Here is a 19,961-nt window from a genome sequence, read left to right as displayed (position 1 = left end):
CGGCGGCCGGCGGTCGCCCGTTCACCGCGCCACGCTCAGCGACAGGGCGAAGCGGCCCGCCTTGTCCGTCCACCAGTGGGTCAACTCCATCCCGGCCGCCGCGAGTTCCCCGGTGACGCCGTCCCTGCGGAACTTCGCCGACACCTCCGTGCGCAGCTCCTCGCCGGCCGCGAAGTGCACGGCGAGGTCCAGTGCGGGGATCTTCACGGTCTGCGCCGTACGGGAGCGCAGCCGCATCTCGATCCACTCCCGGTCGGCGTCCCACCGGGCCACGTGGTCGAAGGCGCCGGGATCGAAGTCGGCGCCCAGCTCGCGGTCGATCACGGCGAGGACGTTCTTGTTGAACGCGGCCGTCACCCCGGCCGCGTCGTCGTAGGCCCGGACCAGCACCGCCTCGTCCTTGACCAGGTCGGTGCCGAGCAGCAGCCCGTCGCCCGGCGCGAGCAGGGTGCGTACGGCGGACAGGAACGCGGCCCGTTCGGCGGGCAGCAGGTTGCCGATGGTGCCCCCGAGGAAGGCCACCAGCCGGGGGCCGGGCGTCTCGGGCAGGGCAAGGGGGGCGGTGAAGTCGGCGATCAGGGCGTGCACGTCGAGGTCCGGGCGGTCGGCGACGAGCGCCTCCCCGGCCCGGGTGAGCGCGCTCTCGCTGACGTCGACGGGAACGTACGCCTTCAGGCCGGTGAGCGCGTCCAGCAGGTAGCGGGTCTTCTCCGAGGAGCCGGAGCCGAGTTCGACCAGGGTGCGGGCGCCGCTCGCGGCGGCGATCTCCCCGGCCCGGCCGGCCAGGATCTCCCGCTCGGCCCTCGTCGGGTAGTACTCCGGCAGTCCGGTGATCTCGTCGAACAGCTCGCTGCCCCGGGCGTCGTAGAACCACTTGGGCGGCAGCGACTTGGGGGAGGAGGTGAGGCCGTGGCGGACGTCGGCGCGCAGGGCGGCGTCGGTGGCGTCCTCGGGGAGGGTGCGGGTGACGTGCAGGGGACTCACGAACAGGGCTCCTTACGGGATGCGGCCTCCGGGTCCTCGACCGGCGCGAGCAGTACACCGGCGCGGGTCGCGGTGAGCAGCGTGCGGTCGGGGACCTCCTGCCAGAGCGGGTCGTCGTCGTACGGCTCGGAGGCGACGACCGTGCGCAGGCCGGGCTCCGTGCGGTACCAGAGGGTGTCGCCCCAGGTGGTGGCGGTGATGGTGGTGCCGTCGGTGAGCAGCAGGTTCAGGCGGGAGCCGGGGCAGGCGGCGGCCAGCCGGGCCACGGTGTCCCCGAGCGCCCGGTCGGGCTCGTCGCCCCGCCGCAGCCGGTGCAGCACCAGCGCCCACACGAACGCGGAGTCGGTGCTCGCCCGCAGCGACAGCAGGTCGGCCGGGGGCAGCGCGGGCACCAGCGGGGCCGCCGAGTGCGGCCAGCCGGTGAGCGCGCCGTTGTGGCTGAACAGCCACCGCCCGTCCGCGAACGGCGCCGCAGCCGCCTCGGCGTCCGCGCCCGCCAGGGTCGCGTCCCGTACGGCGGCGAGCACGGCACCCGAGCGTACGACCCGGGCCAGGTCGGCGAAGGACAGGTCGGCCCAGATCGGTCCGGCCCGCCGGTAGCGGGCCGGCACCGGATCGTCGGGTGCGTACCAGCCCACGCCGAAGCCGTCGGCGTTGACCGTGCCGTACCGCTGCCGCCGCGGCGCCCACGACTGCCGCAGCAGGCTGTGCGGCGGCTCCACGAGCACCCGCCCCAGCGGCTCCTCGGGCCCTACGAAGGCCAGGTGACGGCACATCAGACGCTCTCCGAACGGGCGGTGCGGAACCCGGAGAAGATCTGCCGGCGGATCGGGTAGTCCCAGTTGCGGAAGGTGCCCCGGCAGGCCACCGGGTCCACGGCGAACGAACCGCCGCGCAGCACCTTGTACTCGGGACCGAAGAACACCTCCGAGTACTCCTTGTACGGGAACGCCGTGAAGCCCGGGTACGGCAGGAGGTCGCTCGCCGTCCACTCCCACACGTCGCCGATCAACTGCCGTATGCCAAGCGGTGATTCACCGGCGGGGTAGCTGCCGGCCGGGGCGGGCCGCAGGTGCCGCTGGCCCAGGTTGGCGTGCTCGGGCGCCGGTTCGGCGTCGCCCCACGGGTAGCGCCGCGAGCGGCCGGTCGCCGGGTCGTGCCGGGCCGCCTTCTCCCACTCCGCCTCGGTGGGCAGCCGGCGTCCGGCCCAGCGGGCGTAGGCGTCCGCCTCGTACCAGCACACGTGCAGCACGGGCTCGTCCGGCGGGACGACCTCGGTGATCCCGAAGCGGCGCCGCAGCCACTGGCCGCCCTCCCGGTACCAGAACTGCGGGGCGGTCAGGGAGTGCTGCCGGACGTGCGCCCAGCCCTCAGGCGTCCACCAGCGCTCGGTGCCGTAGCCGCCGTCCTCCATGAACGCCTGGTACGCCGCGTTCGTCACCGGGGTGGTGTCGATCCAGAACGGTGCCACGTCCACCGGGTGCGCGGGACGCTCGTTGTCCAGCGCCCAGGGCTCGGTGGAGGTGCCCATGGTGAACGGGCCGCCGGGGACCAGGACTTCGGCCGGCCCGGTGAACGGCGGGGCCGGTTCCGGGTCGGGCGCGGTCAGAGCCTGCCGGCCGGTGCGCAGCTGATGGGTGATCAGCATGGTCTCGTCGTGCTGCTGTTCGTGCTGGGCGATCATCCCGAAGGCGAAGCCGGCCTCGGTCAGCCGGGTGCCGGTGAAGTCCGCGCCCTCCAGCAAATCCAGGGCCCGGCCCCGCACCTCGGCCGCGTACCGGCGGGCCTCACCGGGCGGCAGCAGCGGCAGCGAGGGGCGTTCGGCCCGCGGGTGCTCGAAGGCGTCGTACAGTCCGTCGATCTCGGGCCGCATCGCCTCCCGGCCGCCGACCGCCCGCAGCAGCCACAGTTCCTCCTGGTTGCCGATGTGCGCGAGGTCCCACACGAGTGGGGACATCAGCGGCGAGTGCTGGGCGGTGAGGTCGGGTTCCTCGACGCAGGTGGTGAGCAGGGTGGTGCGGTCGCGGGCGGTGAGCAGCGAGGCGAGCGCCCGCTCGCGCAGGGTCTCGGTGGCGGGCGTGTCGGTCTCGGGGGCGGTCATGTGCGGATGTCCTTCCTCCCGTGGGCGGCGGCGCCCCCGGTCGAGCGAGGCCGTGTGCGGTCCGGGTCCGGTGCGAGCGGGTCCACCCCGGGCGGGCCCGCCGCCCGCAGGTGGTCCAGCAGGTCGTCGGCCGGGCAGCGGCCCCGCCGGACGTAGCGGTCCGCGTAAGCGGCCACGGCGTCGGTCACCTCGGTGGTGGCGCCGAGCCGGGGCAGGGCCTCCAGCGCCGCCGCGAAGCAGGCGACGGCGGCCTCGTGCAGTTCGGGGTCGGCGAGCCCGTGCCGGGCCGCGTCGATCCACAGCGGGTTGTGCGGTGCGGGCCGGTCCCCGGCGCGCTCGGCGAGCGGCTTCACCGTGCGGTGCGCGGTCTCGGCGGCCTCCGGGTCGTCGAACAGCGCCGCCGTCACCGCGAGCGGTACGATCCAGCCGTCGTCGCCCGGCTGCGCGTCGATCATGCGCAGCTCCAGGTGACCGCGCGGGCGGACCGGCGGGAACAGGGTGGTCAGGTGGTAGTCGAGGTCCGCCCGGGTGGGCGGCCGGGGTGCCCCGGAGCGGGTCCACTCCCGGAAGGTCAGCCCCTCGGGCACGTCCCACGGGCCGGCGTCACGGCGGACGCACATCACCGGCGCGTCCAGCGCGTGCCGGGCCCAGGCGGCCCGCGGCTGCGCCTGCGCGGGGGGAGCGCCGGCCCGTCCGGGGCCGATCTCCATCCACAGCAGCTGCCGGGTGGACCGCCAGCCGGTCGGTTCCCGGCCGACCAGCGGGGAGTTGGCGAACGCGGCCACCAGGACCGGGCCCAGCTGGTGCGCCAGCCACCAGCGCCGCTCGTGGCCGAGCGGTCCGGGCTCCTCGTACCCGGCGTCCAGGCACACCTGGACGGAGGCCGAGGTGCACATCATGTGCCGGCCGGCGGTGCCGGTCCGGTCGAGGCACGTCTCCATGGCGTCGTAGCGCGGTTCGCGCAGGAACCGGCGGGGCGTGTGCCAGGGATCGTGGCCGACGCCGACGAGTCCGAGGCCGTCCTCGGCGAGGACCGCGCGGACGGCGTCCAGGTCGGCGGAGACGGTGCCGACGCACTCCATCAAGGAGGCGGCGGGCGGCGAGCTGAGCTCCAGCTGGCCGCCGGGTTCGACGGTGAGGGCCGAACCCAGGGGTACGGTGCGCAGGGCGGCGTAGGCCGCTTCGAGTCGTTCGGTTGTCACCGGGAGCTGCGGCAGCCGCAGCTCGTGGACGAGCCATTCCACTTCGACCCCGAGGGTGCGGGGCGGACCTGTCTTGAAGCAGATGCCCCTGACCAGGGCCTCCACCTCGGCCTCGGTGACGGCGGTGCGGCGCCGCGTACAGCCGTCACCGTCGTTCAGTGAATCGGACATGTCGGGATCCTCCTGAGATTCCACCATGCCACCGGCCCGGCTTTCCGTGCGCCGGGCAGGCACTCGTCCCACCCAAGACCCTCGCGCGGATTCGCACAAGGGTGCCCATGGGGACGTTCCGAATCGGTCATCTCCGTTTCCGCGGGTGTTCCCCGGGACGGTCCGCGCCGGGAAAACTCCGTTGCACCGCACGTCCAGGATCGCTCACGATGCGTTCATGAGCACGACGGGGGAGAACGCGCGGCCCGCGCTCACGGAGTCCACGGGGGTGGCGCCGTGAGCGCACGGCTGCGCGGGATCGCGAGCGAGACGGAAAAGATCGTGGCGGCGGGGAGCTACCGCGCGCCGGACGGCGGCGAGGTGTCCCTGGTGGCGGCGATCGAGGCCGCGCGCGGGGGCACGCGGACGTACGGGCCGGAACCGGTTGCGGTGGTCCCGGCCACCGACGCGGATCCGTTGTTCGAGGTCACGGGCGAGAGCAGCCTGGAGGCGGCCCGCCGGCTGGCCGGCGCGCCCGTCGCCGTCCTGAACTTCGCATCGGCCCGCAACCCGGGCGGCGGCTACCTCAACGGCGCCCAGGCGCAGGAGGAGGCCCTGTGCCGTGCCTCCGCCCTGTACACGTGCCTCCTTGAGGCCCGCGGCTTCTACGACCACCACCGCGCCCACCGCGATCCGTTCTACACCGACCGGGTCGTGCACTCCCCGGCCGTGCCCGTCTTCCGGGACGACCGGGGCGCCTTCCTTCCCCGGCCGTACCTCGCGGGCTTCCTCACCGCCGCCGCGCCCAACGCGGGCGTCGTCCGGCGTACGGCACCGGAGCGCGCCGCCGAACTGCCGGGCGCCCTGGCCGTGCGGGCCGAGCGCGTCCTGGAGACCGCCGCCGCCCACGGCTACCGCCGGCTGGTGCTGGGCGCCTGGGGCTGCGGCGTCTTCCAGAACGACCCGGCCGATGTCGCGGACGCCTTCCACGCACTGCTGGAACCGGGCGGCCGGTTCGGCCGGGCCTTCGAGCACGTGGTGTTCGGCGTCCTGGACCGCACCCGGGAAGCGACGGTCCGGGCGGCCTTCGCGCGGGCGTTCGGCTCACTGGAGGGCTGGCGTCAGGTCCAGCCGTAGCGCTCGTGCAGCCGCTGCCGGACCAGGTTGAACCGCATGCGGTCCAGGGCGCACGCCTCGCGGCGCATGCCCGCCTCGTGCAGCCGGAGGACGCGATCGACGTCCACCCAGGAGTCCCTGCCCGACCGGTCCCAGGGGCCGCTCCCGATCGCCACCCACTCGCGATCGTCGTCGTGCCGCTTGCTGGACAACTGCACGGCGAGGAGCGTGCCCGTCCCCTCCCGGGCGACGACCAGCACCGGCCGGTCCTTGCCCCGGCCGTCGTTCTCCTCGAACGGCACCCAGGTCCACACGATCTCCCCGGGGTCGGGATCGCCGTCGTGCGCGGGCGCGTACTCGGTGCGCACCCGCCCGACCTGGCGCGGATCGGCCTCGGTGGTGGCGTGGGGGCCGTAGCGGCCCGGGACGTCTTCATCGGTAAACGTGCTCACAGGCAGGCACCCTAGCTCTCCCGGCCCCGGGCGCAACGTCCGTCCCGAGTCCCGGCGTTACGGCAGGTCGGCGCGGGACCGGATCTGCATGCCCGGGCGGCGGCGATGCACGGTCAGGTAGGCGAGGCCGCGCTCGCCCGCGGTGATGCTGCGGGTAGAGCCGTGCGGAAGCCAGAGCAGGGCGCCCTCCGCCAGGGCCCGGGGCTCGTCCTGGGCGCCGCTGCCGACGACACCGTCCCCGGAGACGACGAGCAGCAGGACGTCCAGGTGGGGCTCGGTGTGGGTGTCGACGCGGGCGCCCGGCGCCAACCGGACCACGTTGGCGTCGAGTTGGCGGCCCTCCTCGGCCAGCTTCCACAGCACCGTGCCTGGAGCGGGGGGCCCGGCGGCGAGGGCCACGGCGTCACACAGGACGCGCGGTTCGGGCTGTTCGGGTTCTGCGGGCTGCGCGGGCTGCGCGGGCTGTTGGGGCTGGTCGGGCTGCGCGGGCTGTTCGGGCGGTGCCCCGGTGCGGTGTGCCGGGTCCGTGCCGGTGGCGGGCGGCGGGGTCGCGCGGTCGCCTCGGTTCCTGTGCTCCACGGGGTCCACCCTACAATTACTCCAGACCGCGATCGTGAAAAATGCGTGCAGGTGAAAGGGGTGGTCATCCATGGCCACGCGGGAGAGTCCGCGCCGGCGCGCAGTCCTGGACGTGCTGCGCGCCGCCCCCGCCCCGCTCGGCGTGAGCGAGACGGCCGAACGGATGGGCGTGCACCCCAACACCGTGCGCTTCCACCTGGACGCGCTGGTCACCGAGGGGCTCGTCGAACGCCGGGTGGAGGACCCCTCCGGCCCGGGCCGGCCGCGGACCGTCTACAGCGCCCGGCCCGGCATGGACCGCGGCGGCACCCGCGGCTACCGGCTGCTCGCGCGCATGCTGCTGAGCCGCTGGGCCGGCGCCGACCCGGCCGAGGCGCACACCGAGGCACTGGAGGCGGGCCGCGCCTGGGGCCGTTTCCTGGTGGACCCGCTGCCGCCCGGCCGCCCGCCCACGGCCGAGGGCGCCACGGCCGGGCTCCTCGCCCTGCTGGACGACCTCGGCTTCGCACCCGAGCCGGAAGGCGGCGAAGAAACCGGGCGCACGGTCCCGGAACGGATCCGGCTGCGTCACTGCCCCTTCCTCGAACTCGCCGAGGAGTACGGCCAGTTGGTCTGCCCGGTCCATCTCGGGCTGATGCAGGGCGCGTTGGCGGAGCTGCGCGCGCCGCTGACGGCCACCGCCCTCGAACCGTTCGCCCAACCCGACGTCTGCCTGGCCCATTTGGCCGGGACGGCCGCCGGCGACTGACGTCCCCAGAGAGGTAATGCCCACCGATGAACACCGCATCGGCCGCCGCCGCGAGCGCGGTCGTCTTCGTCTGGCTCGGAATGGTGCTGGCGATCTCCTTCCTGGAGGCGCCGCTGAAGTTCCGGGCGCCGGGCGTGACCATACCCGTGGGCCTGGGCATCGGCCGGCTGGTGTTCCGGGCGGTGAACGCCGTCGAGGCCGTGCTGGCCGCGGTCGTCATCGCCGCGGTCGCGGTGGGCGGCTCGGCCGCGTCCGGCGTGATCGCCCTGACGGCCGCCGCGGCCGTCCTGCTCCTCGGCCAGCTCGCCGTCGTCCGGCCGCGCCTGAACCGGCGCTCCGACCGGGTCCTGGCCGGCGAGGAACTGCCGCGCTCCCGCAGCCACTTGTGGTACGTGGCGTTCGAGGCCGCCAAGGTCGCCGTCCTGATCGCCCTCGGCGTCAGCCTGCTCGCGGCGAGGTGACCTCTGGGGCGTGTCGCGCCCGCGCGGTGACCTGTGGGACGTGTCGCGCCCGCGAGGTGACCTGGGGGACGCGTCGCGCCACACGCCCTGGCGCCGTCACGCGGCCTCGGCGTCCGCCGCCTGTCCCTGGGGCGGCCACCGCTCGTGCCAGTTCAGTTCCGCCTCCAGCTGGGCGGCGAGCGAGATCAGCAACGGTTCGCTTGCGGCCGGACCGAGGAGCTGGGCGCCCACCGGGAGTCCGGGGGTGATGAAGCCGGCGGGGACGTTGACGCCGGGCCAGCCGAGGACGTTCCACGGCCAGGCATAGGGGCAGGCGGCGATCATCGCGCGGTCGGTGGCCAGCCCGCCCAGCCGGTACAGGGCGCCGATCCGGGGCGGGGGAGCGGCCGTCGTCGGCGCGAGGACCACGTCGTACGACTCGAAGAACCCGCCGATCCGCCGGTGCAGGACCGCCTCGGCGCGCCGGGCCGCCCGCAGCGGGGCCCCGCCGAGCAGCCGGCCCAGCCGGGCCGCGTCCCGGGTGCGCCGGTCGAGCAGCGCCGGGTCGGGCGCGTCGCGGACCCACTCGGAGATGCCGACGGTGGCCCGGGGCACGAAGGTCAGCCCGATCTGGCCGTACGGCGGATCGGCCTCCTCCACGTCATGCCCCAACGCGGCCAGTCTGTCCGCCAGTTGGACGACGAGGGCCCGCACCTCCGGGTGGAGGCGGGCCGGTACCGCGGTGAACGGCGGCTTCAGCGACAGGGCGACGCGCAGCCGCCCCGGGTCGCGGCCGACCGCGTCGGCGACGGTCAGGGCGGCCGGTCGGTGCGGGTCCCGGGCGTGGTTGCCGCTCGCCGCGTCCAGCAGCAGGGCCGCGTCGGCGACCGTGCGGGCCAGGGTGCCGTTGACGGTGATGCCCTGGAAGGATTCGCCGCGCGGCCAGGTCGAGATGCGGCCGCGCTGGGGCTTGATGCCGACCAGATGGGTCCAGGAGGCCGGGATCCGCACCGATCCGGCGCCGTCCGAGCCCAGCGCGGCCGGCACCAGGCCCGCCGCGACGGCGGCGGCCGAACCGCCCGAGGAACCACCGGGAGTGTGGCCGGTGTGCCACGGATTGCGGGTCTCCCCGAACGCGGCGCCCTCGGTGAACGGCCACTGCCCCAGCTCGCAGGTGTTGGTCTTGCCGATGATCACCGCGCCGGCCGCGCGCAGCCGCCGTACCGCCTCCCCGTCCTCGGCCACGGCGGGGAAGTCGCCCCGGCAGCCGAACGCGGTCGGCTCGCCCGCCACGTCCATGTCGTCCTTCACCGCCACCGGAACGCCCAGCAGCGGCCGCCGCGCGCCGCCCGCCAACTCCCGGTCAGCGGCGTCCGCTTCGGCCAGGGCGGCCTCGGCGCGCACCACGCGGAAGGCGTTCAGCGTCGGCTGGGTGGCCGCGATCCGGGCCAGGGCCCGCTCCACCAGGGTGCGGGAGGTCACCTCGCCCTCGGTCAGCGCGCGAACGGACTCCGCGAGACCTGCGGCACGGTCGGGCATCATGGCGGGGAACCTCCGGGGAGCGTCCTGACACGGTGTCTACCGAACGGTAACCTCTCGGGCGAGGGTGTGCGATAGGTTCCCGGCCATGACTGAACTCGCCGCTGTCGCCTGGCCACCCGCCCCGATCAGGACCGAGCGGCTCGTGCTCCGCGAGTCGGAGGCCCGCGACCGCGCGCCGTTCATCGACCTGTTCGCCTCGGCGGACGTGCACGTCTATCTCGGGGGTCCCCGGCCGCGCGCCGAACTCGCCCGCGAGGTACCGGAGATACCCGGACGGCGGCGCGGCTACTTCGTGGTCGAGCTCGACGGAGCGATGATCGGCGTCGTCCACCTCACCCGGTACGACGCGGAGAGCGGGGAGCCCGGCCGCCCGGACATCGGTCAGGCCGAGCTCGGTTACCTGCTGGTGCCCGAGGCGTGGGGCCGCGGGTACGGCGCCGAGGCGTGCGCGGCGGCCCTCGACTGGTTCGCCGCCGAACGTCCCGGCGAGTGTGTGGTGTTGCGCACCCAGACCGCCAACGAGCGCTCGATGCGCCTGGCGGCCGGGCTGGGGTTCACCGAGGTGGAACGGTTCCACGCCTACGACGCCGAGCAGTGGTTCGGCGTGTGGAGTCCGGCCGTACGGGTGGGGTGAGCCGGAACGCCCGGCCGGAAGAATCCGGCCGGGCGCTGGCGTGAAAAGATCGCAGTCGCGGGTGTCAGGCGGCCACGGCCTCGCCGACGTTGCCGTGCAGGCGGGCGACGACCTCGGTCAGCTGCGCGGCGACCTCGGTGTCGTCGGCCGGGTGGGTCTCGGCGAAGCGGGTCACGGAGCCCGGGATGGACAGCTTGATGTCCTCGATCACCTTGCCGCCGGCGATGCCCACGGCCTTGCGGGTGTCGTCCTGCGCCCACACGCCGCCGTACTGGCCGAAGGCGGTGCCGATGACGGCGACCGGCTTGCCGCCGAAGGCACCGGCGCCGTAGGGGCGGGACAGCCAGTCGATGGCGTTCTTCAGGACGGCCGGGATGGTGCCGTTGTACTCGGGCGAGAAGAGCAGGAAGGCGTCGGCGGCACCGGCGGCCTCCCGCAGCGCGGCCGCGGCGGCCGGGACGCTGCCCTCGACGTCGATGTCCTCGTTGTAGAAGGGGAGCTCGGCGAGACCCTCGTAGAGCACGACGTCCGCGCCCTCCGGGGCGAGCTTGACGGCCGCCTCGGCGAGCTGACGGTTGTGCGAACCGGCGCGGAGGCTGCCGACGAGCGCGAGGATGCGAACAGACATGGGAACTCCAAGGGGGGTGACAAGCGCTTCAACGATCCGGACCGAGGTCCGTTTAAGTTTGTATCAGGCTAACCGGACCGCGGTCCAGTTTTGTTCCCGATGCTTTACGCTGGCTTCATGTCCAGCGCCCCGCCCCCCTTCCCGAAGCCCCCGGAGTCCCTCGGTCCGCCGCACCTGCTGGAGGTCGGCCCGGCTCCGGACGAGCCCTGCCTGCGCGCCGACGCCGCGCGCAACCGGGCCCGGCTGCTGGAGGCCGCCGCCCGGCTGATCGCCGAGCACGGGGTGGAGGGGGTCACCATGGAGGCGGTGGCCGCGGCGGCACAGGTCGGCAAGGGCACGGTGTTCCGCCGCTTCGGCGACCGCACCGGGCTGCTGACGGCCCTGCTGGACCACTCGGCGAAGCAGCTCCAGGCCGACTTCCTCGGCGGCCCCCCGCCCCTGGGGCCCGGTGCGCCACCGCTGGAGCGGCTCCGGGCGTTCGGCGTGGCGGTGCTGTACCGCTCGGCCGAGCAGCTCGACCTGCAACTGGCCGCCCAGCCGCACCCGACCCGGCGGTTCTCCCACCCCGCCGCCCTCGCGCTGCGCACCCACGTCACGGTGCTGCTGCGCAAGCTGGTGCCGACCGCCGACTGCGACCTCCTCGCCCAGACCCTCATGGCCAGCCTCGACCCCGCCCTGATCCACCACCTGATCCGGCAGTGCGGGATGCCCATGGAGCGGCTGGAGACCGGCTGGATCGACCTCGTCGCCCGCGTCACCGGCACGGAACCGCCCCGCTGAGGGCCGGTCGGACGCCAAGCGCTCTCAGGCGTGCCGAAGGGCCCGCGGCACGGCCGCGGGCCCCTGAGCAGGCCGTCGTCCCCCTCCCGGGGGCTACTGCGCCCCGTCCTGCCCCTGCTGCTGGGCGGCGATGCTCTTGCGGACCTCGTCCATGTCCAGCTTGCGGGCCTGCCCGATGACGTCCGTCAGCGCGGCCTCGGGCAGGGCGCCCGGCTGCGCGAACACGGCGACCTGGTCACGGACGATCATCAGCGTCGGAATCGACTGGATACCGAAGGCCTGCGCCAGCTCCGGCTGCGCCTCCGTGTCCACCTTGCCGAACACCAGGTCCGGGTTCTCCCCGGCGGCCTTCTCGTACACCGGCGCGAACTGACGGCAGGGCCCGCACCAGGACGCCCAGAAGTCGATGAGAACGAACTCGTTCTCCGTGACCGTCTGGTCGAAATTCTCCTTGGTCAGCTCCACGGTGCTGCTGCTCATGGCCTTCCCTCTTCCTGGTGTCGGGGTGCTGCCGACGGCGCCAACGCGGGCGGCCGGTCGCGTATTCCGGTGCGCGTACGTCCGTATTCCGCGCACGTACCCATGTGGCCACCGGGCACACCACCCACCAGACTGACCCCATGACGGAAACGGAAGCCATCGCGTACGACGTCGTGGTGCTCGGCGCCGGACCCGTGGGGGAGAACGTCGCCGACCGCACCCGCGCGGGCGGCCTGACCACCGCGGTCGTGGAGAGCGAACTCGTCGGCGGCGAGTGCTCGTACTGGGCGTGCATGCCCAGCAAGGCGCTGCTCAGACCGGTCATCGCCCGGGCCGACGCCCGCCGCCTGCCCGGCCTGAGCGGGGCCGTCCAGGGGCCCCTCGACACCGACGCCGTCCTCGGCCGGCGCGACACCTACACCTCGCACTGGCAGGACGACGGCCAGGTCGGCTGGCTCGACGGCATCGGCGCCGACCTGTACCGGGGCCACGGCCGGCTGGCCGGCCCCCGCACGGTCACCGTCACCGGACCCGACGGCACCGTCACCGCCCTCACCGCCCGGCACGCCGTCGCCGTCTGCACCGGCACCCGCGCCCAGCTGCCCGACCTGCCCGGACTCGACGGTGTGGGCCCCTGGACCAGCCGGGAGGCCACCAGCGCCAAGGCCGCCCCCGGCCGGCTGATCGTCGTCGGCGGCGGTGTCGTCGCCACCGAGATGGCCACCGCCTGGCAGGCCCTCGGCTCCCGCGTCACCCTCCTCGTCCGCGGCAAGGGCCTGCTCAACCGCATGGAACCCTTCGCCGGTGAACTCATCGCCAAGGCCCTCACCGAGGCCGGCGTCGACCTGCGCACCGGCACCTCCGTCACGTCCGTGACCCGCGAGAACGGCACCGTCGTCGCCGTCACGGACACCGGCGACCGCATCGAGGCCGACGAGATCCTCTTCGCCACCGGCCGCGCCCCGCGGACCGACGACATCGGGCTCGACACCGTCGGCCTCGAACCCGGCTCCTGGCTCGACGCCGACGACACCCTCCGCGTCACCGGCACCGACTGGCTGTACGCGGTCGGCGACGTCAACCACCGGGCGCTCCTCACCCACCAGGGCAAGTACCAGGCCCGTATCGCCGGCTCCGCCATCGCCGCACGCGCCGCCGGCGACCCGGTGACCGCCGAGCCCTGGGGCGCCCACTCGGCCACCGCCGACCACGACGCCGTACCGCAGGTCGTCTTCACCGACCCCGAGGCCGGTGCCGTCGGTCTGTCCCTCGCCGAGGCCGAACAGGCCGGGCACCGCGTGCGCGCGGTCGACGTCGAGTTCTCCTCGGTCGCCGGGGCTGGTCTGTACGGCGAGGACTACCGGGGCCGCGCCCGCATGGTCGTCGACGTGGAGCAGGAGATCCTGCGCGGCGTCACCTTCGTCGGCCCCGGTGTCGGCGAACTCGTCCACTCGGCCACCGTCGCGGTCGCCGGCCGGGTTCCGCTCAGCCGGCTGTGGCACGCGGTGCCCTCGTACCCGACGCTCAGCGAGGTGTGGCTGCGCCTGCTGGAGGCGTACCGGGACAGCTGAGCGTTCGGCATCTTCACCGCCTACGGCAGCTCGAAGCCCAGCGCCTCGGCTGCCGCCGCCGGCGTCGGAGCGTTCCAGCGGGCCAGCACCGCCTCGTTCGTCGACAGCGAGCGGGGCTCGGCCCGGTCCAGGTAGAGCGTGCCGTCCAGGTGGTCCGTCTCGTGCTGCACGATCCGGGCGGGCCAGCCCGTGAACGACTCGTCCACCTCGCGGCCGAGCTCGTCCTGGCCGCGCAGCCGCACCTCGGCGGGCCGGGCCACCACCGCCTGCCAGCCCGGCACGCTCAGACAGCCCTCGAAGAACGCGGCACGAGCGGTGCCGACGGGCTCGTACGACGGATTGACCAGCACCCGGAACGGCTGCGGCACCCGGCCCCGGACCCGCGCGACCTCCTCGGACACCGGCGCCGGATCCTCGATGACCGCGATCCGCAGGGGCACGCCCACCTGCACGGCGGCGAGGCCCACGCCGGGTGCCGCGCGCATCGTGCCGCGCAGGGCCTCGACGAACCGGGCCAGCAGGGCGTCGCCGAGCTGCCCGTCGTACGGCTCGGTGCCGTACCGCAGGACGGGATGGCCCGCCGCGACGATGGGCAGGGGCCCGCCGGCGGCGAGGAGTTCCTCGACCCGTTCGGCGAGAGGTGCGCGGTCGCCATCGCCCTCGTCACCGAGGTCGTCACCGCGGTCGTCACTGAGTGTCGCCATCGCGCCAGCATGCCACGTTGGGCGCTCGCCACCGGGGGTACTTGCGTCAGCATGACGCAGCAGCAGTTCGCCGTCGGCGACCACGTCCGGTGGAACTCGGAGGCCGGGTACGTCGAAGGCGTGATCATCAAGAAGCACACCCGCGACGTCGAGTACAAGGGGCACATGCGCCGCTGCTCGAAGGACGATCCGCAGTACGAGATCAAGAGCGACCGGACCGACCACGTCGCCCTGCACAAGGGAGGCGCGCTGACGAAGCTGTAGCGGACGGACCTGCGGTGGGTGAGGCGGTGGGACGGTGAACCGCGTCTGTACGGTCGGGCACTCGACCCGCGACTTCGACGAGGTCCTGGCGATGCTGCGCGCCCACGACGTCACCTGCCTGGCCGACGTCCGCTCCTTCCCGTCGTCGAGGAAGTACCCGCAGTGGAACCAGGCGGCGATCACCGAGGCCCTGCCGCCCGACATCTCCTACCGCTGGATCCGCCGGCTGGGCGGCCGGCGGCACACCCCCAAGGGCGTGCCCAGCGTCAACGGCGCCTGGCGGGTCAAGGCCTTCCGGGACTACGCCGACTACATGGCCGGCGAGGAGTTCGCGGGAGGTCTCGCCGAACTGCTCGACCTGGCCGGGCACGAACGGCCGGCCATCATGTGCAGCGAGGCGGTGCCCTGGCGCTGCCACCGCCGGTTGATCACCGACGCCCTGCTCGTCGCCGGCGTCGAGGTGCTCCACATCCTGTCGCCCACGTCGTCGAAACCGGCCGTCCTCAACGAACACGCCCGCGTCCAGGACGGCCACCTGATCTACCCGCCGCCTCCGGACGGTTAGGCGGCGTCACCCTCGCCCCGCCCTTGCGGACCGGGCAACCGGAGCGACCCGGACCATGCCCCTGCGGGCCTCTCAGCCGCCCAGCATCCGGCGCACCGCGTCGCGTGTGCGGTCGGCCACCGCGGCGAACGGGCCGAGCGCGAGGTTCCTGGCCCTGGACTCCATACCGGGGTGCGGGCGGGTCGGGGCGACGATCTCGGCGGTGCGCAGGAGCTTCGCCAGCGACTGCAGCGCCCCGTCGTCGGAGGCCGCCCGCAGCGCGGGGAACTCCTGCTCCTCCTCGGCCCGGGCGTGCGCCTCCACGGCGTCGCGCAGGGCGAGGAACCGGGGCCTGAACTCGGCGGCGTCCGGGTCGGTGTCCTCCAGCGCCGCCAACAGCCGTTTGGCCTGCGCCTCCTGCTCCAGCAGACCGGCGACCAACTCGTCACCGTCCTTCAGGACCCGCCGGACGTGCGGGTGGACGACCTCCTCCTCGGCCGTCTCGTGCACCGCGAGGAGGTGGACCAGCGCGTGGAACGCCTTGCGCCGCTCCTTGCCGTCGACGGCGAGCACCCGCTCCATCCGGCGCCGGATCTCCTCGTGCTGCTGCTCCAGCAGGATCACCACGTCGTTGCTGTCCGGGTCCTGGCCCACCGTTGTGTGAATCGACATGCCCGATCGCTTTCTTCAGGGTGGCCGTGCGTCACGCCGGTCCCGCCGGGCCGGTTGAGTACCCCCGTGCGCCCCGCCGACACGGGCCGCGCGGACACCGGCGTCAACGGCCCGAGGACGTCCTGCGTCGGCAGCCCGGTCGCACCTACGTCAACGGCCCAGGGACACCGCCGCCGCGGCCAGCGCCACGAGGCAGGCGCCCGCCGCCAGCGTGCCCGCCAGGCAGCGGGCGCGCAGTGTCCGGTAGCGCTCCTCGTACTCGCCGCGCAGCGACCGGCAGCGGGCCGCGATCCGTTCCAGGTCCTGCTGGGCACGCCGGAGGCCGTCGGCGACGTACGCCTGCTCGACCTCGGTGCGCTGTGCCGTCGTCAGCCAGTCCAGGGGCGTCACGAACTCCCGCGCCCGCTGCTCGGCCACCGCCACCGTGGCCTGCCACAGCAGGTAGCCCTCCACCTCGTTGCCGAGACGGACTCCCTCGGCTCGCTGCCTCGACACATCGCTCCTCACCGCCGTCGGACCCTCACGCGTGGCTGCCGTGGGCCTCCGCCTCGGCCAGCGCGATCTGCGGGTGGTGCAGGTCGAACGCCGGGGACTCGCTGCGGATCCGGGGCAGGGTCACGAAGTTGTGCCGCGGGGGCGGGCAGGAGGTCGCCCACTCCAGCGAACGGCCGTAGCCCCACGGGTCGTCCACGCCGACCGGCTTGCCGTACTTGGCGGTCTTCCAGATGTTGTAGAAGAACGGCAGCATCGACATGCCCAGCAGGAACGAGCTGATCGACGAGATCGTGTTGAGCGTGGTGAAGCCGTCGGCGGCGAGATAGTCGGCGTACCGGCGGGGCATCCCCTCGACGCCCAGCCAGTGCTGGATGAGGAAGGTGCCGTGGAAGCCGCAGAACAGCATCCAGAACGTCATCTTGCCGAGCCGCTCGTCGAGGATCTTGCCGGTGAACTTCGGCCACCAGAAGTGGAATCCGGCGAACATCGCGAAGACGACCGTGCCGAAGACGACGTAGTGGAAGTGCGCCACCACGAAGTACGAGTCGGAGACGTGGAAGTCCATCGGCGGCGACGCCAGGATCACCCCGGTCAGGCCGCCGAAGAGGAACGTGACGAGGAAGCCCGCCGACCACAGCATCGGCGTCTCGAAGGACAGCGAGCCCTTCCACATCGTGCCGATCCAGTTGAAGAACTTCACCCCGGTCGGGACCGCGATGAGGAACGTCATGAAGGAGAAGAACGGCAGCAGCACACCACCGGTGACGTACATGTGGTGCGCCCACACCGTCGCGGACAGGCCGGCGATCGAGATCGTCGCGGCGACCAGGCCCATGTAACCGAAGATCGGCTTGCGGGAGAACACCGGGATGATCTCCGTGATGATGCCGAAGAACGGCAGGGCGATGATGTACACCTCGGGATGGCCGAAGAACCAGAACAGGTGCTGCCACAGCAGCGCCCCGCCGTTGGCCGAGTCGAAGACGTGGGCGCCGAACTTGCGGTCCGCCTCCAGGGCGAACAGGGCGGCCGCCAGAATCGGGAAGACGAGGATCACCAGGACCGCGGTGAGCAGCACGTTCCACACGAAGATCGGCATCCGGAACATGGTCATGCCCGGGGCGCGCATGCAGATGATCGTGGTGATGAAGTTGACCGAGCCGAGGATCGTGCCGAAGCCGGAGAAGGCCAGACCCATGATCCACAGATCGGCGCCGAGCCCCGGGCTGTGCACCGCGTTCGTCAGCGGGGAGTAGGCGAACCAGCCGAAGTCGGCCGCGCCGTCCGGGGTGAGGAAGCCGCCGACCGCGATGAGCGAGCCGAACAGGTAGAGCCAGTAGGCGAACATGTTCAGCCGCGGGAACGCCACGTCGGGCGCGCCGATCTGCAGCGGCATGATCCAGTTGGTGAAGCCGGCGAACAGCGGGGTGGCGAACATCAGCAGCATCACGGTGCCGTGCATCGTGAACGCCTGGTTGAACTGCTCGTTCGACATGATCTGCAGACCCGGCCGGGCCAGCTCGGCGCGCATCAGCAGCGCCATCACGCCACCGATGATGAAGAACGCGAACGACGTCGTCAGGTACAGCGTGCCGATCGTCTTGTGGTCGGTGGTCGTCATCCACTTGACCACGACGCTGCCGGGCTTCCTGCTCCGGACCGGCACCTCACTGTCGTACGTGGGCTCGGCCGAGGGCTCAGGGCTGTTGAGAATAGTCACAGGTCGCGTTTCTCCGATGCTCGCGGTTCGCCCGCGCCATGGCGTCAGTCGTGCGCCATACTCGCGGCTCGCGGCCCCGAGGGAAGCCGTGAGCGGCCGACACACCGCCGAACGGGCGGTTCTCACACGCGAGTGGAGCAATCGGCCCGGCCCGGCCGGCGGTGCGCGCGGCCTCCCTCCCGTGTACGGGCGGGGGTACGACGACGCGCCCGCCCCGAGTCCCGCGGGCAGACTGGGAGACGGGGACGAGACGCCGGCCGGGCCGCGGGGGAGGCCGGGGGCGCGAAGGAGGCGGCGGACCGGTGGAGGAGCCCATTCCGCTCAGGCTGCTGGCGGACGTCACGGAGGCGCTGCGGGAGGGCCGGGGCTGGGAACGCAGCCTGCGCCGGCTGGCGGAACTCCTCGTCGAGGGTCTCGCCGACTGGTGCGTCATCGACCTGCTCGACGAGCGGGGCCGGGCCCGCCGGGCCGTGGTGGCGGGCCGAGACCCGCACCCCGGCCTCCCCGGCCCAGGCCCCGGCCACCCCGGCCCGGACGCCGCAGGCACTGGCCCGAACGTCCCGGGCCCCGGCCCGGACCCCGGTCTCCCCGGTCCGGATGTCCCCGGAACGGGCCCCGGCCTCCGCGGCTCGGACCCCGGCCTCCGCGGCTCGGACCCCGGCCTCCTCGGCTCGGACCCCGGCCTCCTCGGCCCGGACCCCGGCCTCCGCGGTCCGGATGTCCCCGGAACGGGCCCCGGCCTCCCCGGAACGGGCCCCGGCCTCCTCGGCTCGGACCCCGGCCACCCCGGCCCAGACCCCGGCCTCCGCGGCTCGGGCCCCAGCCACCCCGGTCCGGACCCCGGCCTCCGCGGCTCGGACCCCGGCCTCCTCGGCTCAGGCCCCAGCCACCCCGGCCCGGACCCCGGCCGCCCCGGTCCGGACCCCGGTCTCCCCGGTCCGGACATCCCGCGCCCCGGTGAGCCGTCCCGGTTGCTGCCGGCCTGGCCGGAGGACTCCTCCGCGCCGCTGGCCCAGGCCCTGCGCCGGGCCACCGCCGTCCTCGTCCCCGGCGTACGGCCGCCCGAGCAGGCCAGGGACGCTCTGGAACGCGCCCAGCTGGAACTGCTGGCCCGGCTCGGGGCGGACACCGCGATCGCCGCTCCCCTCGGTGTCGGCGGCCGGCCCTTCGGGGTGCTCATCGTGACCCGCGGCCGGGCGGGCCGGCCCTTCACCGAGGCACAGGTGCCCCTCATCGACACCATCGCGCACCAGGGGGCCCTCGTCCTGGAGAACGCGCGCCTGTACGGCCAGCAACGGCACATCGCCACCTACCTCCAGCGCTCCCTGCTGCCGGACGCGCTGCCCGCCGTCCCCCCGTTCCGGCTGGCCGCCCGCTACACGCCCGCGCGAACCTACGCGGAGGTCGGCGGCGACTGGTACGACGCGATCGTGCTGCCCGACGGCACGTTCACCGTCGCCGTCGGCGACGTGGCCGGGCACGACGTCCGGGCCACGGCACGGATGAGCCAGCTGCGGCACATGCTCCGCGCGCTCGCCCTGGACCGGCCCGCCCCGCCGGACGAGGTGGTGCGCCGGCTCGACCGGGCGCTGGAGAACCTGCGGGAGACGGACGTCACCGCCACGCTCGTGTTCGGCGTGGTCCGGCCCTCGGTGGGCGGCCGCTCCTCGTTCGCCTGGGCCAACGCCGGACATCCGCCGCCGCTGCTCGTCCCCGCGACCGGCCCGGCCCGGTTCCTTTCCGGCGGGCACGGGCTCCCGCTGGGTGTGGACACCGGTGTGCCGCGCGAGCCGGCGGCCACCGAACGGCTCGACGCGGGCAGCCTGCTGCTCCTCTACACCGACGGCCTGGTGGAGCGGCGCGGTGAGGACCTGTCCGCCGGTCTGGAGCGGCTCAGCCGTGCGGCGGTACGGCTGCGCGGGCGCACCCCGGAGACGCTGCTCGACGAGCTGGTGGAGCAGGTGGCCCCGGCCCCGGGCGACGACATCGCCGTGCTCGCGCTGTGTCACGCGCCGGAGTGAGCGCCGCGGCCGGCAAGGGCCGGCGACCCGTCGCCCGGCCAGGGGCTCGCGCCCGTTTCGCGCGCATGGCCGGTTGCAGGCCGGGTAGGGGCGGCTGAGACTGAGGTGGCCGCCCAGGCCCGGCCGGCGGCGGG

22 protein-coding genes are annotated in these 19,961 nt (G+C 73.9%); 9 read left to right on the top strand and 13 right to left on the bottom strand.

Annotation, left to right across the window (positions count from 1 at the left end):
• Positions 1-21 precede the first annotated feature (21 nt).
• From egtD to egtA, 4 genes are read right to left on the bottom strand one after another with little or no spacing between them, the layout of a single operon-like run.
• Positions 22-984, bottom strand: coding sequence for an L-histidine N(alpha)-methyltransferase (gene egtD / locus DBP14_RS02255; RefSeq protein ID WP_129305367.1), 963 nt, complete (start codon positions 982-984; stop codon positions 22-24).
• Positions 981-1,760: an ergothioneine biosynthesis protein EgtC gene (gene egtC / locus DBP14_RS02250; RefSeq protein WP_129305366.1), complete on the bottom strand. Its 780-nt coding sequence runs from the start codon at positions 1,758-1,760 to the stop codon at positions 981-983. Before egtC ends, egtD begins: the two co-directional genes overlap by 4 nt.
• A complete protein-coding gene (gene egtB / locus DBP14_RS02245) occupies positions 1,760-3,085 on the bottom strand; it encodes an ergothioneine biosynthesis protein EgtB (protein ID WP_129305365.1) in 1,326 nt (441 codons plus the stop codon). Before egtB ends, egtC begins: the two co-directional genes overlap by 1 nt.
• Positions 3,082-4,458, bottom strand: coding sequence for an ergothioneine biosynthesis glutamate--cysteine ligase EgtA (gene egtA / locus DBP14_RS02240; RefSeq protein WP_129305364.1), 1,377 nt, complete (start codon positions 4,456-4,458; stop codon positions 3,082-3,084). The genes egtB and egtA overlap by 4 nt, the downstream gene beginning before the upstream one ends.
• A 276-nt stretch (positions 4,459-4,734) precedes the next feature.
• On the opposite strand from egtA, the gene DBP14_RS02235 reads away from it, so the two are divergent.
• Positions 4,735-5,574 carry a TIGR02452 family protein gene (locus DBP14_RS02235; protein ID WP_129305363.1) on the top strand — a complete coding sequence of 280 codons (840 nt, stop codon included), beginning with the start codon at positions 4,735-4,737 and terminating at the stop codon, positions 5,572-5,574.
• Here DBP14_RS02235 and DBP14_RS02230 read toward each other — a convergent pair.
• Positions 5,559-6,005, bottom strand: a complete 447-nt coding sequence (locus DBP14_RS02230) for a type II toxin-antitoxin system PemK/MazF family toxin (RefSeq protein WP_129305362.1) — start codon at positions 6,003-6,005, stop codon at positions 5,559-5,561. The genes DBP14_RS02235 and DBP14_RS02230 overlap by 16 nt on opposite strands.
• Positions 6,006-6,062: 57 nt before the next feature.
• Positions 6,063-6,416, bottom strand: coding sequence for a hypothetical protein (locus DBP14_RS02225; RefSeq protein WP_129311633.1), 354 nt, complete (start codon positions 6,414-6,416; stop codon positions 6,063-6,065).
• 238 nt (positions 6,417-6,654) lie between these two features.
• Here DBP14_RS02225 and DBP14_RS02220 point away from each other — a divergent pair, with 238 nt between their 5' ends.
• A complete protein-coding gene (locus DBP14_RS02220) occupies positions 6,655-7,332 on the top strand; it encodes a helix-turn-helix domain-containing protein (RefSeq protein WP_129305361.1) in 678 nt (225 codons plus the stop codon).
• Positions 7,333-7,358: 26 nt separating this feature from the next.
• Positions 7,359-7,793: a hypothetical protein gene (locus tag DBP14_RS02215; RefSeq protein WP_129305360.1), complete on the top strand. Its 435-nt coding sequence runs from the start codon at positions 7,359-7,361 to the stop codon at positions 7,791-7,793.
• A 96-nt stretch (positions 7,794-7,889) separates the two neighbouring features.
• Here DBP14_RS02215 and DBP14_RS02210 read toward each other — a convergent pair whose 3' ends face one another.
• The gene (locus DBP14_RS02210; protein WP_129305359.1) at positions 7,890-9,314 is read right to left on the bottom strand and encodes an amidase; all 1,425 of its coding nucleotides are present in this window, start codon (positions 9,312-9,314) and stop codon (positions 7,890-7,892) included.
• 85 nt (positions 9,315-9,399) lie between these two features.
• On the opposite strand from DBP14_RS02210, the gene DBP14_RS02205 reads away from it, so the two are divergent.
• Complete coding sequence (locus tag DBP14_RS02205) at positions 9,400-9,948, top strand: GNAT family N-acetyltransferase (protein WP_129305358.1); 549 nt, start codon at positions 9,400-9,402, stop codon at positions 9,946-9,948.
• 64 nt (positions 9,949-10,012) lie between these two features.
• Here the strand turns inward: DBP14_RS02205 and DBP14_RS02200 are convergent, their stop codons facing one another.
• Positions 10,013-10,576 (bottom strand): NAD(P)H-dependent oxidoreductase, encoded by a 564-nt coding sequence (locus DBP14_RS02200; RefSeq protein WP_129305357.1) that lies wholly within the window; start codon positions 10,574-10,576, stop codon positions 10,013-10,015.
• A 99-nt stretch (positions 10,577-10,675) separates the two neighbouring features.
• Between DBP14_RS02200 and DBP14_RS02195 the strand changes: the two genes are divergently transcribed.
• A complete protein-coding gene (locus DBP14_RS02195) occupies positions 10,676-11,356 on the top strand; it encodes a TetR/AcrR family transcriptional regulator (RefSeq protein WP_206739190.1) in 681 nt (226 codons plus the stop codon).
• A 93-nt stretch (positions 11,357-11,449) separates the two neighbouring features.
• Here the strand turns inward: DBP14_RS02195 and trxA are convergent, their stop codons facing one another.
• Positions 11,450-11,836, bottom strand: a complete 387-nt coding sequence (trxA, locus tag DBP14_RS02190; RefSeq protein ID WP_129305356.1) for a thioredoxin — start codon at positions 11,834-11,836, stop codon at positions 11,450-11,452.
• Between the two features lie 140 nt (positions 11,837-11,976).
• Here trxA and DBP14_RS02185 point away from each other — a divergent pair, with 140 nt between their 5' ends.
• Positions 11,977-13,407, top strand: coding sequence for an NAD(P)/FAD-dependent oxidoreductase (locus DBP14_RS02185; RefSeq protein WP_129305355.1), 1,431 nt, complete (start codon positions 11,977-11,979; stop codon positions 13,405-13,407).
• Between the two features lie 20 nt (positions 13,408-13,427).
• On the opposite strand, the gene DBP14_RS02180 is transcribed toward DBP14_RS02185, so the two are convergent.
• On the bottom strand, positions 13,428-14,111 hold the full coding sequence (locus tag DBP14_RS02180; protein ID WP_129305354.1) for a peptide deformylase: 684 nt from the start codon (positions 14,109-14,111) through the stop codon (positions 13,428-13,430).
• Between the two features lie 51 nt (positions 14,112-14,162).
• On the opposite strand from DBP14_RS02180, the gene DBP14_RS02175 reads away from it, so the two are divergent.
• Positions 14,163-14,375, top strand: a complete 213-nt coding sequence (locus tag DBP14_RS02175) for a DUF2945 domain-containing protein (protein WP_129305353.1) — start codon at positions 14,163-14,165, stop codon at positions 14,373-14,375.
• Positions 14,376-14,409: 34 nt separating this feature from the next.
• Positions 14,410-14,940 carry a DUF488 domain-containing protein gene (locus DBP14_RS02170; RefSeq protein ID WP_129305352.1) on the top strand — a complete coding sequence of 177 codons (531 nt, stop codon included), beginning with the start codon at positions 14,410-14,412 and terminating at the stop codon, positions 14,938-14,940.
• A 72-nt stretch (positions 14,941-15,012) separates the two neighbouring features.
• Here DBP14_RS02170 and DBP14_RS02165 read toward each other — a convergent pair whose 3' ends face one another.
• The 3 genes from DBP14_RS02165 to ctaD form a co-directional block, all read right to left on the bottom strand.
• The gene (locus DBP14_RS02165; protein ID WP_129305351.1) at positions 15,013-15,591 is read right to left on the bottom strand and encodes a hemerythrin domain-containing protein; all 579 of its coding nucleotides are present in this window, start codon (positions 15,589-15,591) and stop codon (positions 15,013-15,015) included.
• 150 nt (positions 15,592-15,741) lie between these two features.
• Positions 15,742-16,086: a cytochrome C oxidase subunit I gene (locus DBP14_RS02160; protein ID WP_129305350.1), complete on the bottom strand. Its 345-nt coding sequence runs from the start codon at positions 16,084-16,086 to the stop codon at positions 15,742-15,744.
• Between the two features lie 25 nt (positions 16,087-16,111).
• Positions 16,112-17,806 (bottom strand): cytochrome c oxidase subunit I, encoded by a 1,695-nt coding sequence (gene ctaD, locus DBP14_RS02155; protein WP_129305349.1) that lies wholly within the window; start codon positions 17,804-17,806, stop codon positions 16,112-16,114.
• 302 nt (positions 17,807-18,108) lie between these two features.
• Between ctaD and DBP14_RS02150 the strand changes: the two genes are divergently transcribed.
• Positions 18,109-19,827: a GAF domain-containing SpoIIE family protein phosphatase gene (locus tag DBP14_RS02150; protein ID WP_129305348.1), complete on the top strand. Its 1,719-nt coding sequence runs from the start codon at positions 18,109-18,111 to the stop codon at positions 19,825-19,827.
• Positions 19,828-19,961 lie beyond the last annotated feature (134 nt).

The organism is Streptomyces sp. L2 (genome assembly GCF_004124325.1).
In the GTDB taxonomy this organism is placed as follows: Bacteria; Actinomycetota; Actinomycetes; order Streptomycetales; family Streptomycetaceae; genus Streptomyces.
The sequence above is the reverse complement of the archived record's forward strand: the minus strand, read 5'-3'. Positions and strand labels throughout refer to the sequence as shown.